General features: G+C 67.5%; 13 protein-coding genes. 9 read left to right on the plus strand and 4 right to left on the minus strand.

Annotated elements, in window-relative coordinates; translation table 11 throughout:
- The first annotated feature begins 116 nt into the window (after positions 1-116).
- The 4 genes from CSW63_RS08830 to CSW63_RS08845 are packed head-to-tail and all read left to right on the plus strand — an operon-like array spanning position 117 to position 4,238.
- Positions 117-1,283 carry a glycosyltransferase gene (locus CSW63_RS08830; protein ID WP_062093655.1) on the plus strand — a complete coding sequence of 389 codons (1,167 nt, stop codon included), beginning with the start codon at positions 117-119 and terminating at the stop codon, positions 1,281-1,283.
- Positions 1,280-2,227 carry a hypothetical protein gene (locus tag CSW63_RS23355; RefSeq protein ID WP_062093656.1) on the plus strand — a complete coding sequence of 316 codons (948 nt, stop codon included), beginning with the start codon at positions 1,280-1,282 and terminating at the stop codon, positions 2,225-2,227. Before CSW63_RS08830 ends, CSW63_RS23355 begins: the two co-directional genes overlap by 4 nt.
- Complete coding sequence (locus tag CSW63_RS08840) at positions 2,224-3,126, plus strand: hypothetical protein (RefSeq protein WP_197425219.1); 903 nt, start codon at positions 2,224-2,226, stop codon at positions 3,124-3,126. Before CSW63_RS23355 ends, CSW63_RS08840 begins: the two co-directional genes overlap by 4 nt.
- Positions 3,114-4,238: a glycosyltransferase gene (locus CSW63_RS08845; RefSeq protein ID WP_082749314.1), complete on the plus strand. Its 1,125-nt coding sequence runs from the start codon at positions 3,114-3,116 to the stop codon at positions 4,236-4,238. Before CSW63_RS08840 ends, CSW63_RS08845 begins: the two co-directional genes overlap by 13 nt.
- Positions 4,239-4,291: 53 nt before the next feature.
- On the opposite strand, the gene CSW63_RS08850 is transcribed toward CSW63_RS08845, so the two are convergent.
- Complete coding sequence (locus CSW63_RS08850) at positions 4,292-6,316, minus strand: phytase (RefSeq protein ID WP_062093657.1); 2,025 nt, start codon at positions 6,314-6,316, stop codon at positions 4,292-4,294.
- Positions 6,317-6,655: 339 nt separating this feature from the next.
- On the opposite strand from CSW63_RS08850, the gene CSW63_RS08855 reads away from it, so the two are divergent.
- From CSW63_RS08855 to CSW63_RS08870, 4 genes are all read left to right on the plus strand, one after another.
- Positions 6,656-6,877 carry a hypothetical protein gene (locus tag CSW63_RS08855; RefSeq protein WP_062093658.1) on the plus strand — a complete coding sequence of 74 codons (222 nt, stop codon included), beginning with the start codon at positions 6,656-6,658 and terminating at the stop codon, positions 6,875-6,877.
- A gap of 114 nt (positions 6,878-6,991) precedes the next feature.
- Positions 6,992-7,324 (plus strand): PepSY domain-containing protein, encoded by a 333-nt coding sequence (locus CSW63_RS08860; RefSeq protein ID WP_082749315.1) that lies wholly within the window; start codon positions 6,992-6,994, stop codon positions 7,322-7,324.
- A complete protein-coding gene (locus CSW63_RS08865) occupies positions 7,325-7,990 on the plus strand; it encodes a response regulator transcription factor (RefSeq protein WP_062093660.1) in 666 nt (221 codons plus the stop codon).
- On the plus strand, positions 7,987-9,339 hold the full coding sequence (locus CSW63_RS08870) for a sensor histidine kinase (RefSeq protein WP_168193629.1): 1,353 nt from the start codon (positions 7,987-7,989) through the stop codon (positions 9,337-9,339). Before CSW63_RS08865 ends, CSW63_RS08870 begins: the two co-directional genes overlap by 4 nt.
- A 194-nt stretch (positions 9,340-9,533) precedes the next feature.
- Here CSW63_RS08870 and CSW63_RS23740 read toward each other — a convergent pair whose 3' ends face one another.
- Entirely contained in the window at positions 9,534-9,845 is a 312-nt protein-coding gene (locus CSW63_RS23740) for a hypothetical protein (RefSeq protein ID WP_231737284.1), read from the minus strand.
- On the opposite strand from CSW63_RS23740, the gene CSW63_RS08875 reads away from it, so the two are divergent.
- Entirely contained in the window at positions 9,834-11,228 is a 1,395-nt protein-coding gene (locus CSW63_RS08875) for a hypothetical protein (RefSeq protein ID WP_231737285.1), read from the plus strand. The genes CSW63_RS23740 and CSW63_RS08875 overlap by 12 nt on opposite strands.
- Positions 11,229-11,283: 55 nt before the next feature.
- Here the strand turns inward: CSW63_RS08875 and CSW63_RS08880 are convergent, their stop codons facing one another.
- Together CSW63_RS08880 and CSW63_RS08885 are read right to left on the minus strand one after the other, a co-directional pair.
- Positions 11,284-12,372 carry a chemotaxis response regulator protein-glutamate methylesterase gene (locus CSW63_RS08880; protein WP_371415248.1) on the minus strand — a complete coding sequence of 363 codons (1,089 nt, stop codon included), beginning with the start codon at positions 12,370-12,372 and terminating at the stop codon, positions 11,284-11,286.
- 12 nt (positions 12,373-12,384) lie between these two features.
- Complete coding sequence (locus CSW63_RS08885) at positions 12,385-13,245, minus strand: protein-glutamate O-methyltransferase CheR (protein WP_099503788.1); 861 nt, start codon at positions 13,243-13,245, stop codon at positions 12,385-12,387.
- Positions 13,246-13,256: the final 11 nt, after the last annotated feature.

The following is a 13,256-nucleotide window of genomic DNA, read 5'->3' on the forward strand; positions in this document are numbered from 1 at the left end:
CGGATGAGGCGTACACCGGCTCATGTCGTGTTTTTGTGAAGGTGGCCCCGCCAATCCGTCACACAGTTGTCTTAGCGGTGCTTTGGAAACGCATTTTGAGGAAGTTTCGAGACGCCATGCGCCTTGTGGATGTCGCCGAGTTCTATTCACCGACCGGCGGCGGCGTGCGAACCTATATCGACCGCAAGCTGCAGGCGGCCGAGCAATTGGGCCACGAACTGTTCGTCATCGCGCCGGGGCCGCGCGATAGCTTCGAACAGCGCGGGACGGGTGGAGTGATTCAGGTCCGAAGCCCCACGCTACCGTTTGACGCCAACTACCATATGTTCTGGGACGCGGCCCCAGTGCACGCCTGGCTGGATCGACTGACGCCGGACCTGGTCGAGGCCTCCTCGCCTTGGCGAGGCGCTTGGATTGTCGCCCGCTGGTCCGGCTCCGCGCGGCGCGCGATGTTCGTGCATTCCGATCCGGTGGCCTCGTATCCGCAGCGCTGGTTCGCGCCCGTCGTCGGTCCGGAACGGGTCGATAGCCTGTTTTGGTGGTTCTGGCGGTATCTTCGCCAACTAACCGCGCACTTCGAGTCCGTCGTGGCTGGGGGAGCCTGGTTGGCCGACCGGCTGATGGGGCGGGGCGTGGACGCCGTCACGAGCATTCCGCTGGGCATTGATCGCACGGCGTTCTCGCCGTCTCTGCGTGACGAGGCTCTAAGGTCGCGCCTCCTAGGGGCCTGCGCTTGTCCCTCCGACGCCCGACTGGTGCTCGGCGTCGGCCGGTTTCACCCCGAAAAGCGCTGGCCCATGGTCATGGAGGCGGTGACGCGCGCCGGGGCCGGGACGCCGCTGGGTCTCGTTCTGATCGGCGACGGCGTCGACCGCGCGCGCGTGCTTCGCGCCGCCGCCGGCAAGCCCCATGTCCAGATCCTGCCGCCGATCCATGATCGGCCGCGTCTGGCGGCGCATCTGGCCAGCGCCGACCTTCTGATACATGGCTGCGAGTCGGAGACCTTCGGACTGATCCCAGCCGAGGCCATGGCGAGCGGCCTGCCCGTCGTGGGACCCGATCGGGGCGGCTTCGCGCATCTGGCGCGGCCGGAGACGTCAGAAGTCTACCGTTCGGGCGACACCGCCGCAGCGACAGCGGCGCTTGAGCGGCTTCTTTCGCGCGATCCGCAGACCCTGAGGGCCGCCGCGCTCGAGGCGTCGGCCAGGGTGCGGCGCGACATCGACCACTTCGCCGAGCTCTTCGAACACTACGCGTCTGTCGTCGCGAAGGCTCGGGCATGACCGACCCAAAAGACCTTGAGGCGCCCGATCAAGCCGTCCAGTCCGCCGTCGGCGGCGGCGCCTCGCGGCGATGGGTGTGGCTTGGCGGTCTGCTATCCGTTGGCATGGTGGCGGCGATCGTTCTGCAGCTTGGCGGCGCCACGTCCGAGGTGCTGGACACCATCGGCCGTTTGCCGCTGCTGGTCTGGCCCGCGCTTGTGCTGCTGTATCTCGTCCAGCCGCTCTTCGACTTCGTGATCTTTCGTCGACTGTGGAACATGCCAGTGGCCGGCATCGAGGCCTTGCTCCGCAAGAACATCATCAATGAGGTCGTGCTGGGCTACAGCGGCGAGGCCTATCTCTATGTCTGGGCGCGCCGGGCGACGAGCGTGGTCGCCGAGCCCTTCGCGGCGATCAAGGACGCGAACATCGTTTCGGCCCTGCTGGGCAACCTGTTGACCCTGGTCCTGGCGGCGGTCAGCGCGACGCAGCTTCGCGACCTGGATTTCGCCCGCCAGTTGGGGCCGGCCCTGTGGTCGGGGGTTATCCCTTTAGCCATCTCCCTGGGCGTCCTGTTCTTCGGGCGGCGCGTGTTCTCGCTTCGGCTCGGCCAGCTGGTCTACGTTGGCGTGGCCAGTTGCTTGCGGCTGGCGATCTGGACCGGGCTGACCGTCCTTGTCTGGCGTCTGGCGATGCCGGAGGTTCAGCCTGGCCTGTGGATCGTGCTGCTGGCGATCCGCTATCTGATCTCGCGCATCCCTCTGATTTCGAACAAGGATCTGGTGTTCGGCAATCTGATGCTGCTGTTGCTGGGCGCGCACTCGACGGTGGCGACCCTGCTGGCGGCTTTGGCCTTGGTGACGCTGGTCATGCACCTGGTCGTCACGGTCGGACTGGGCGCGCTCGACCTGGCGCGACGGTTCCGGCGCGCTTCGGTCAAGTCCAAGGCGGAGGCGGGGTCATGACCGATTGGCGAGCGAGGATCCCTGGACGGGACATCTGGCGCGTGGGTCTCGTCCAGGCGCCCATCGCTGAGGTCGCTCGGCTCGGCTTTTCCGCCGCGCCGGCGGTCCGCTGGCTGGCCGAGGAAGCGCGGCTGAAGTTCGTGGCCGACCCGTTCGGCCTCTGGCGTGACGGGCGCCTGTATTTGTTCGTCGAGGCCTACGACTACCGAAGCCGCCACGGGATCATCGAGGTGATCGAACTTGATGGCGCTTTCTCGCCGGTCCGGCGCTCGGTTGTTCTGCGCGAGCCCTGGCATCTGTCCTACCCTCACGTCTTCGAGGCCGACGGTCAGGTGTGGATGCTGCCTGAGGCCCATCGATCGGGCGCGCTGACGCTCTATCGCGCGGCCGCGTTCCCAAACGTCTGGGAGCCCGTGGCGCGTCTGAAGCTGGACACGCCGGCGATCGACGCCACCCCGTTCCGCCACGGCGGGCTCTGGTGGCTGGCCTATTCCCCCACCGGACCGCAGCGCTGGAAGCAGGGCCGTCTTCACCTGGCCTTTGCGGAGCGTCTGAGCGGTCCCTGGCGACTGCACCCCGGCAATCCGGTCCGCAACAATCTGGCGTCCAGTCGTCCCGGCGGCACGGTCTGGATAGAAGACGCTATGCCCGTCCTGCCGGTGCAAGACTGCACGCTGACCTACGGCGGCGCTATCCGACAGCTGAAGTTTCTGCGGCTGGACCCAGATCGATTCGAGGCCGAGGCCAGCGCGCCGTTGGCGCCGCCCTCCGACGTTGGGCGCTATGCGATGGGACTGCACACCCTGTCGGCCGCAGGTTCGGTCACCCTGTTTGACGTCAAGCGCATCGATCGCTCGCTTTGGCCGTCGCGAAGAGAGGCCGCGTCTTGCGCGTCCTGACCTTCCTTCACAGTTTCGAGCCGGGCGGGGTCGAGCGGATCGCCCTGCGCATGGTGCGGCAATGGCGCGCGCGGAACATCGATGCGCCGCTGTTCGTCGGCCGTCTCGACGGCGACATGCGTGAGGATGTCGGCGCAGGCCTGGAGGTGATCTGTCCGCCGGGCGGTGGTCGGCACGTGGCCCACCTGGAAACGCTCTGGATGATCTGGACGCTGCCCGCAGTGGTGCGGCGGCTGCGGCCCGATGTCCTGTTCTGCGCGGGCAACACCTATGCCGTGGTCGCGGTGGCCCTGAAGATCCTGCTGGGGCGCGATTGTCCGCCCATCCTGTTGAAGATCAGCAACGATCTGGACCGTCGCGACCAGCCCGGCTGGTTTCGGATGGTCTACCGACTGTGGCTCCGCGTTCAGGGACGGCTCATTAGCCACTTCGTGGGCATGGAAACGCCGATGGCCGAGGAGATCCGCGACGGCCTCGGCGTTTCGGCCGACCGGATCACGATCATTCCCGATCCCGCCTTGTCGCTGCCCTTGATCGAGCGTTTGCGGACGCGCCCCAGCGTTCCGCGCGTCGAAGGCGTCGGGCGTCGCTTCGTGTGTGTCGCGCGGCTCACGCGGCAGAAGAACATCAGCCTGATGCTGCGCGCCTTCGCGCGCGGCGCTCAAGAGGGCGATACGCTCAGCGTGATCGGCGACGGCCCGGAACGCCCGGCGTTGGAGCGCCTCGCCCACGATCTTGGACTGGAGTCGCGCGTACGGTTCGACGGCTATCAACCCGACCCGGTGCTCCAGCTGCCGCTGTTCGACGTGTTGTTGCTCTCTTCGGACTATGAGGGCGTGCCCGCCGTCATTCTTGAGGCCTTGGCGGCGGGATTGCCGATCGTGGCCACCGATTGCAGCCGCAGCATGCCGACCCTGCTGTGTCACGGGGCCTTGGGTCGACTGGCGCCTGTCGGCGACGAGCAAGCGCTGGCCGACGCCATCGCGAGCGTCGACGTCTCGTCGCAGGACCAGAGCCTGAGCCGGATCCAGGCTGAGCGTTTCACGATCGAGGGGGCGTGCGAGGCGTATCTGCGCGCCATGGCCGGACTCCGCTCCGAGCGATTTCGTTGACGCTGGCGGGAGCGCGCGCTTCAGACCGCGCGCTCCCGTCGCCCGATGAGATCCTATTTCAGTCCGAGCTTGGCCGCGATGTCCGCCCACGGCACGAGCTTGAAGTTCTGCGCTTCGGGCGGGGAGATGTTGCGGCCGTCCTGCGCGACGAAGGCGCCGGCCTCCAGGCCCGCGCCGAACGAGGCGCTGCTGACGTCCAGGCCATCGGTTTCGGAGACGCCATCCACGCCGTTGCCGCCATTGGCGGTCACCGCGAAGCTGCCGACATAGGCGTTTGCGCCCTCGCGCCGGAACACGGCGTAGGTGTTGTTGCCCTGGCTGGAGACGACCAGATAGCCCTTGCCGTGGGGCTGCGCGTACAGGCCGACACCTTCCAGATCGTCCTTGAGCGCGGGGTTGTCGGCCACGCGGGCGATCGCGGTCCTGGCCGAACCCGCCTTGGCGTCAGCGCCCAGTTTCCACAGCGCCACGTCCTCCTCGGCCACGTAGAGCGCGCCGGTCTCGTCGTCGGCGACGCATCCTTCGGTCTGAGAGTCGAAACGGACATCGCGCACGGCCTTGGCCACCACCTTGCCCGCCGCGTTGGCGGTCAACTGGAACTGGCGCACCAGTCCCTCGGGATCGGAGATGAACGCGAAGGTTCCGCCCTTGCGGTCGCGGTACATGCAGAGGCCGTAGGGGTCGCTGAGGCCGGTGGCCTGGATGCCGTCGGCGACGCTGCTCAGCAGCCGGGTTTCCGGATCGATGGTGTAAAGGGCGACGGCCTTGTGCGTCCGGTCGCTGGCCGCGACCAGGGTGACGGTCTTGCCGCCCAGCTTGAAGCCGCCCCGCAGGTCGACGTTGTTCATCTTTCCGTCGGGAAGATACTGCAGGCGCTTGCCCGACAGATCGTAGACCAACATGCCGCCCTTCTTGTCGGTGGCGATGATGGCGCTCTTGGCCGGATCCGTCGGATGAACCCAGATCGCCGGATCATCCGCCGCGTCGCCGTCGTGGCCCACGGGTTCAGTTTCCATCGCCGCCTGGGTTAGGGCGACCCGGCTCTTGGCGACCGGAGGGGCGTCCTGACCGACCGGCAGCTTCAGGGCGGCGGCGACATCGGCCCACGACACCACTTTACTGTTGCCGCCGGCTTTGCGGTCGTCCGCGATCAGCAGGGCGCCGGCGGGAAGGCCCGCGCCGACCGGCGCGCGCAGGCCAAACAGACCCGAGGGGCTCTCGATCGCCGGCGCGCCGTTCTCGCCGACCCGGAAGGCGCCGACGAAGCGGTCGTCGCCGGAGCGGTCGTAAACGTTGTAGTCGCCCGCGTCGGCGTTGGCCGCCACCAGATAGTTCGCGCCCGGGCCGCCGTTGATCACGGCCAGGCCGGCGACCTCGCCGGCGATATGTCCCAGGCGGTTGGCGTCGACCAGGGTGGGAACGGGGTCGGCCTCGGGGTCGGCGTCATAGCGCCAGATTCCCACGGCCTCCTGCGCCACGTAGAGCGCGCCGCTGGCGTCGTCGGCGACACAGTACTTCGCTTCGGACGAGAGGCGAAGGCGGCGCAGGACGCGCCCGTCAATCTGACCATCCGTGGTCGGATAAAGCAGCCATTGGTCGAGTTGGCCCTCGCGTCCCATGACGAACGCGTAGAGCGCGCCGTCACGCGCGCTGCGGTGCAGGCAGACGCCTTCGCCGGAGAAGCCGAGCTGGATCGGTCGGGCGTCGACCGCGGCGATCTGCCCCGTCGCATAGTCCCGACCGAACACGCGCAGGCGGCCGGCTTGGCGATCCAGCGCCACGACCAGCGCCCGCGCGCCGTCATCGCGGGCGTCGACCGCATAGACCTCGCCGCCCGGCACGGCGGCCGTGCGCCGACCGTCCAGGTCGTAGATTTCAAGCCCGCCAAGCTCACCGGTCGCGGCGATCACGCTCTTTCGCGGATCAGCCGCGTCGCGCAGCAGGACCACTCCATTGGCGCCGCCGCGGGCGGTGGGCGCGGTCGTGCTGATGACACCAACGGCGGGCGTCGTCTGGGCCAGCGCCGGCGCGGCGGTCATCAGCGCCAGCAGGCTGGCGGCGAGTTTCAGTCGAGTCATGGCAGCGCCCTTCTTGTCCCTAAATCTGGTGGGCTGGAACTAGACCGCAAACGCTGACGGGAAGCTGACGGAACCGCGACAGATTCTACACCGGGCGTAGACAAGTCCGGATGACGCGGTGATCGCTCGGAGGAGCCAGGGCCGGTTCGCTCCACCACCCGCCGCGCCGTCCGTGGTGGCGCTCAACGCCTTGACGCTGTCGCTAGTGCCTCCGAAGTTGGCGCCAGGGGCAGCAGCTTGCGGCTCCTCCCACTGTTTCAAGCGAATGCCATGAAAGTCGGGTAGGGCGCTTCACTCAAGGGCGCGCCGCCGATCTCGCGCGCCAGGGGACGCTACGCAATGCTTGATCTTGTCACTGTCACGCCCGAGGAGTTCGCTGACCTGCGCGCCAGTCTGCCGGCGATCACCGACCGCTACCTGTTCGACGTGTTCGGCATCAGCGAGACGACCTGGGTCAAGCTACGCAAGGGCCTGCCGATCAAGCGCGTGACTCTGGAGCGGGCACTGGCCAAGCGCGAGCGCTGGCGGGCCCAGGGCGGAGCCAGTCGGGTCGCGGCCTGACGAGACGTCGTTCGCGTAACCTCGCCCTGTCTCGGAGCGGCCAGACGCCGACTGCGATCCGGGCGTTGCGGCGCGTCAGCCTCGTGTCAGGATGGACGTGGAATCGTTAGGTCCATGATCCAGCCCCAATCCACGCTCCGCGCCGTTCTCATCGCGCTGGTCGCCTCGACCGCGATGACCGGCTCGTCCGCCCTCGCCAGCGAAAGCAAGAAGAAGAACCACGAAGTCGCGCGTCAGGCGCTGCTTCGCAAGGAGGTTTTGCCGCTGACGCAAATCCTGGCGATCGCCGCGCGCCGGGCTCCTGGCGAAGTCATCGAGGTAGAGCTGGAAGACGCCGGCGGCGGACGTCTGAAATATGACCTGAAGATCCTGGCCAAGAATGGGCGTGTGCGGGAACTGGAGCTCGACGCCAAGACCGGCGCGACCCTGAAGCTTGAGGACGACTGAGTGCGGGCTCTGATTGTCGAGGATGATCCCGTTGTTGGCCTGGACCTGACCAAGGCGCTGAGCGGCGCCGGCTTCGTGGTCGATCTTGCGCGCGACGGCGAGGATGCCTCCTTTAGGGGCGAGGTCGAGGACTACGCTGTCGCGATTCTGGACCTGGGCCTGCCGCGCCTCGACGGCCTGTCGGTGCTGCGACGTTGGCGCGCGAACAACCGGACCTTCCCCGTGCTGATCCTTTCGGCGCGCGGCGACTGGACCGAGAAGGTCGAAGGCATCGAGGCCGGCGCAGACGACTATATGGCCAAGCCTTTTGAAATGGGTGAATTGCTGGCTCGGGCCAGAAGCCTCGTGCGCCGAGCCGCCGGTCGTGTCTCGCCCGTGATCGAAGCCGGCCGTCTGTCGCTGGACACCCGCGGGATGACCGCCACGCTGGACGGCGCGGCGATCCGGCTCTCGCCGCTGGAGTTCCGCCTGCTGGACTGTCTTGCCCATAATCCCGGCCGCGCCGTGTCGGCGGGAGAGCTCGCCGAACAGCTATACGGGGTCGCAGACACCGCCGACACCAACGCGATCGAGGCGCTGGTGACCCGCCTGCGCCGCAAGGTGGGGCCGGACGTCATCGAGACCCGGCGAGGCTTCGGCTATCTGCTCGCCGGCGGCGACGCGTGAGGCGCGGTTCACTGCGATGGCGGCTGATCGCGGGCGGCATGCTGGCGATCCTGACGGCGCTAGTGGTCGCTTGGCTGGCCATGATCTGGCTTTTCGATCGCCACATCGTTCGCCGGGAAACCGCCGAGCTGAGCCGTACGGGCGAGGCGCTGGTTGCCGGACTGAGGCTGAAGCCAGACGGCGCGCCGATCGTCGATGCGGTTTTGCCCGATCCTCGGCTCTCCAGGCCAGCAGGCGGGCTTTATTGGCAGGTGTCCACGCCGCAAGGCGGCGACCGGTCGCTGTCGTTGTGGGATCAGACGCTCAGCCCGCCGTCTGTCGCGCCCGTCAACGGTTGGGGGGCGCGTGTCGTGGCGGGTCCCTTCGACGACGAAATCCTGCTGGTCGAGCGGTCGGTGCGGCCCGATCGCGGCGGACCGGCCGTGCTGATCCAGATCGCCACCGACGAGAAGGTCTTGCGCGCCGCCCGCGGGGCGTTCGGCCGGGACCTCGCGCTCTTCCTGATCGGTCTTTGGGCGGTGCTGTCGGCAGCCGCAGCCTTGCAGGTCACTCTGGGCCTGTCGCCGCTCAAGCGCGTGCGCGACGATCTGGCGCGGCTGCGCAAGAGCCCATCGGCGCGGATGTCGGAGGTTCATCCGGTAGAGATCGCGCCGCTGGCCGAGGCCATCAACGCCTTGGCGGAGGCCCGAGAGGGCGACCTCGCCCGTGCGCGCCGGCGGGCTGGTGATCTGGCGCATGGTCTCAAGACCCCGCTGGCGGCCCTGGCCGCCCAAAGCCGTCGCGCGCGGGAGGCTGGCGCGGTCGAGGCCGCCGATGGGCTGGACGATGCGATCGCCGCCGTAGGCGCGGCCTTAGAGGCCGAACTCGCCCGCGCCCGGGCGGCGGCGGCTCGCGAGACCACGTTCGTCACAATGAGCGCGCCGGCGAAAGTCGCTGAGCGCCTGATCGCCGTCCTGGAGCGCACCACGGAGGGCGAGCGCCTCATTTTCGAGGTGGAGATCGCAGACGACATCACAGCGCCCGCATCTCAGGACGTGCTCACCGAAATCCTCGGCGCCCTGATCGAGAACGCCGCCCGCTATGGTCGACGTCGCGTGCGCGTCTCCGGGGGCGTGGCCATGGGCGGGTGCTATCTCGCTGTCGAGGACGATGGTCCAGGCTTGGACGAAGGCCGGGCCGAGGCCGCTCTGGCGCGTGGCGCCAGACTGGACGAGGCGGGACCCGGACACGGCTTGGGGTTGGCCATCGCCCGTGATCTTGCCGAGGCGTCAGGAGCTGTGCTGCGTATGGATCGCGCGCCGCTCGGCGGTCTTCGAGTCATCGTTCTGTGGGAGACCCCCGCAGGCTGAATCTACGGCCCAAGGGGGACGCGGCTGATTTTCAGGTCTACTTGACGACAGGCCGCGTGAGCGCGCGGGCGAGCGTCCCGCTCTGTCCCGACCCGCCCGCCTTTACTCGAAGTTTTCCTTTATCGCGGAGGGTGGCCCATCGAACACTCGGCGGGCCCATGGCGCTTCCTTCCTTCGCTCAGTCCGTTTCGCCGTCAAATGGCGGCGAAAGCCGCATTCTCTCCCACCTGGAACAGGCGCGGGGGGCTATTGAGGGGCGTTTTCTCGAGGTCGGCGACGTGCTGTCCCGGATCGTCGATGGCGCTAACGTGCTGATCGACTCCTTGGACCGAACCCGCGAACGGCTCACCGGTGACACGGTTCGCGCTGCGACAAATCAGCTCACGGACGCGTCGATGCGGCTCAGGAGCTTGCCGGAGTCCCTGCGCGAACGCCGTGATCGGATCGGCGATTTGATGCGCGCGGGCGGTGATCTCACCGTGCATATCGAGGATATGCGCCAGCATCTGGCCTACCTGCGGGTCTTCGGCGTCAACATCAAGATCACTTCTGGCGGGATCGCTGCGGCAGGTCCTGAGTTCGCCATCTTCGCGCAGGAAATCTGTGATTGTATCGAACTGGGCAGAGGCCAGCTCGACACCTTCCGGGCCGACCTTGCCAAGCTCGACGAGGTTCTGAGCGCGGCGGTGGCGCACGAGGAGCGGTTGCGGCGACGTTGCGAGGAACTGGTGCCGGCGATCCCTGACGCGCTGGTTTCGGAAGCCTCCGCAGTCAGCGCTCATCAGGCGACGGTCGCCGAGATCAGCAGCAATGTCGGAGAATTGGCGCGCGGTCTTCGCAAGAAGATCGGCGCGGTCCTGGGCGCGCTGCAGATCGGCGACATCACGCGCCAACGCATCGAACACGTTCAGCATGGCCTGGGGTTGCTGGAGACTTTCGCCGAGGCCCAGGCGCTGCCGGCGGAAGCGCGGGGTCGCCTTGAAGGGTTCATGCGCCGATTGCTGGCGGCTCAACTGGCGGCGACGACCCGGGACTTCGAGACAGAGGTTTCCAGGATCGGCCATAATGTCAGCGCGATCGCGGGCGACGCCGACCAGATCATGCGCCTGCGCGATCACGCTCAGGGACGGGCCTCGGACGGCGAGGGCAGCTTCCTGGCCGGCCTCGAAGCCAGCCTCGTCCAGGCTTCGGCGCTGGTGCAGGACATTGACGCCGGCGAACGCCTGGCCGAGGAAGTCAGCCGTTCGGCCGCGAGCGCCGCCCGCGCGCTGGCGACCCAGATCCAGGCCATCCAGAACATGCGCGCCGACGTACAGATGATGGCGCTGAACACCACCCTGAAATGCGCGCGTATCGGCGAGACCGGCAAGCCGCTGGGTGTCATCGCCATCGAGCTGCGTCAGCACGCCGGCCATCTGGAAACGTCTGCGGCGCGGACCCTCGCGGCCCTTGAGGGGCTTTCAATGAGCGCCGGCGCCTCGGGCGGACGCGACGGAGCGGGCGGAGCCACGCTCGTGGCCGAAGCGCTGCAGTCGGCGGTGGAACACTTCCGCAGCACCGGCGAGGAGATCGATGGCGATCTGGCCGCCGCCGCCCGCGAGGGGGAAGGGGTCGTCGACCTGCTTCGGCGGGCCGTCGCGCGCTTCGACTTCCACGGTCATGTGGGATCGTATCTCGACAAGGCGGCGAGCGAACTCGCCGCCGCCGGCGCCGACAACGCGCCCGTGGACGATCTGATGCCTGTTCTGGGGCCGATGCTTCAAAGCCTGGCGCGCACCTACACGATGGTGCAGGAGCGCGAGGTTCATGCTTCCATGACGGCGGATCTGGGCGAGATGCCGGAGCCGGCCGCGCCGGCCGTTCTGGTGGACGACGACGTTCTGTTCTGAGGGGCGCGTTCGAATTCTGCAGGCGCTCGGCGGAGGCCTGCCCGAGCGCTCCGATCTAGCGCTTGGATACTCTCAGGATCTCTGCGGCCAGGGCCTGCAACGGCGCGATCCGATCGACGCAACCGCGCGCTATGGCCTCCTTGGGCATGCCGAAGACGACGGACGTCGCCTCGTCCTGAGCGATTGTCATGGCGCCGGCGTTCTTCATTTCTTCCATGCCCCGGGCGCCGTCGTCGCCCATGCCGGTCATGATCACCGCGATGGCGTTCGAGCCCGCCGAGCGGGCGGCCGACCGGAACAGCACGTCCACCGACGGCCGGTGTCGCGAGACGAGCGGCCCGTCCTTGACCGAGACGTAGTAGCGGGCGCCGCTCCGCTCCAGGAGGGTGTGCTTGTTGCCGGGCGCGATCAGCACCCGACCGCGCAGCACCGTATCGCCATCCTCGGCTTCCTTCACCGACACCGCGCAGAGGCCGTCGAGCCGCTTGGCGAACGAGGCGGTGAACTTCTCCGGCATATGCTGGACGATGACGATCCCGGGGGAGTCTGCGGGAAGGCCTTCAAGCACCTGCCTGAGCGCTTCGGTCCCGCCGGTGGATGCGCCGATGCAGACGACCGTCTCGGTGGTGCGCGCCATGGCTCGGCCGTCGGGTGGGGGAAGCATGGCGTCGGCCGTGAGCTTCCGTGCGGGTTCCTGGATGGCGTGCGACAGGGGCACGGGCGCGCGGCGCGCCCCGGCCACGCGAGCGCTGGCGGCGGCCTTCACCGCATCGCAGATGCGGATACGCGACTCGACCAGATGCTCCGCCACGCCCATGCGTGGCTTGAGGATGACGTCGACCGCGCCGGCTTCCAGGGCCTGAAGCAGGGTCTCGGAGCCCGCCTCGACCAGGGACGAGCACATGACCACTGGCACCGGGTGCTGGCTCATGATCTTGCGCAGGAAGGTGATGCCGTCCATTCGGGGCATCTCGACGTCCAGGGTGATGACGTCGGGGATTTCGTCGCGGATGCGACGGGCGGCGACGAAGGGGTCGGAGGCCACCCCGATCACCTCGATCTGCGGATCAGACTCCAGGATGCTGGCCAGGGTCTGGCGGACCGTGGCGGAGTCATCAACGATCAGAACGCGGACTTTTCCGATGATCGGCACGGGCTAGCACCTCTGGAAGACTGTATTGGCGACCTGTCGGACGGGGAGATCCAGGCCGACGATCGACTCCGAATGACCCAGGAACAGGTGGCCGTTCGGCCGCAGGTGGCGACACAGCCGCGAGAGCACCTTCGCCTGGGTTGCTTTATCGAAGTATATCAAGATGTTGCGGCAGAAGATGATGTCCATGTCCTGATCGAGGGGGTAGTCTTCCTCCATCAGGTTGAGACGGCCGAACAGGACCTTTTCTCGCAGGCTGGGCGCGATCCGGACCTCGTGCCGAGAAGCGTCCCTGGATTGGCGAACATAGCGCCGCCGAAAGGCGACTGGAACGGGGTCAATCATCGAGGCCGGATAGCGGCCGTCCAGCGCTTGAGACAACACCTCGGTGCAGATGTCGGTGGCGAAAATGGCGTAGTCTAGCCCGCGCTGCTCCCTGCAGAACGCGTCCAGCACCATCGCCAGGGTATAGGGCTCCGCCCCCGTCGAGGCGGCGGCGCTCCAGACCTTGATCTCACGCCGTCCGGCCTTGGCCAGCCTGGGCAGCAGCGCTTCTTGCAGATAGGTGAAGTGGACGGGTTCGCGGAAGAATTCGGTCTTGTTGGTGGTGACGGCGTCGATCAGATGCACGGTCTCGGTGTCGAGCCCATGCTCCTCGAATAGAAAGCGGCAGTAGTCGTTGACGTTGTCGTAGCCGTGCACACGCATGCGCCGACGAAGCCTGCCCTCGAGCATGGTCTTCTTGTTGCCGGGCATCTTGATGCCGCTGTAGTCGTGGATGAAGACGGCGAGGCGGTCGAAGTTCTTAGCGCTCAGCGGCTCGCCGTTCACGTCGGGCTGCAGGGCGAGGGCGGCTTGAGACACGGCGATCCTTA

It is taken from the genome of Caulobacter sp. FWC26, from assembly GCF_002742645.2.
In the GTDB taxonomy this organism is placed as follows: domain Bacteria; phylum Pseudomonadota; class Alphaproteobacteria; order Caulobacterales; family Caulobacteraceae; genus Caulobacter.

Bases quoted from the DNA above. Each gene is read 5' to 3' on its own strand.
- CSW63_RS08830 (WP_062093655.1), top strand. From the start codon at position 117: ATGCGCCTTGTGGATGTCGCCGAGTTCTATTCACCGACCGGCGGCGGC.
- CSW63_RS23355 (WP_062093656.1), top strand. From the start codon at position 1,280: ATGACCGACCCAAAAGACCTTGAGGCGCCCGATCAAGCCGTCCAGTCC.
- CSW63_RS08840 (WP_197425219.1), top strand. From the start codon at position 2,224: ATGACCGATTGGCGAGCGAGGATCCCTGGACGGGACATCTGGCGCGTG.
- CSW63_RS08850 (WP_062093657.1), bottom strand. From the start codon at position 6,316: ATGACTCGACTGAAACTCGCCGCCAGCCTGCTGGCGCTGATGACCGCC.
- CSW63_RS08855 (WP_062093658.1), top strand. From the start codon at position 6,656: ATGCTTGATCTTGTCACTGTCACGCCCGAGGAGTTCGCTGACCTGCGC.
- CSW63_RS08860 (WP_082749315.1), top strand. From the start codon at position 6,992: ATGATCCAGCCCCAATCCACGCTCCGCGCCGTTCTCATCGCGCTGGTC.
- CSW63_RS08875 (WP_231737285.1), top strand. From the start codon at position 9,834: ATGCGCCAGCATCTGGCCTACCTGCGGGTCTTCGGCGTCAACATCAAG.
- CSW63_RS23740 (WP_231737284.1), bottom strand. From the start codon at position 9,845: ATGCTGGCGCATATCCTCGATATGCACGGTGAGATCACCGCCCGCGCG.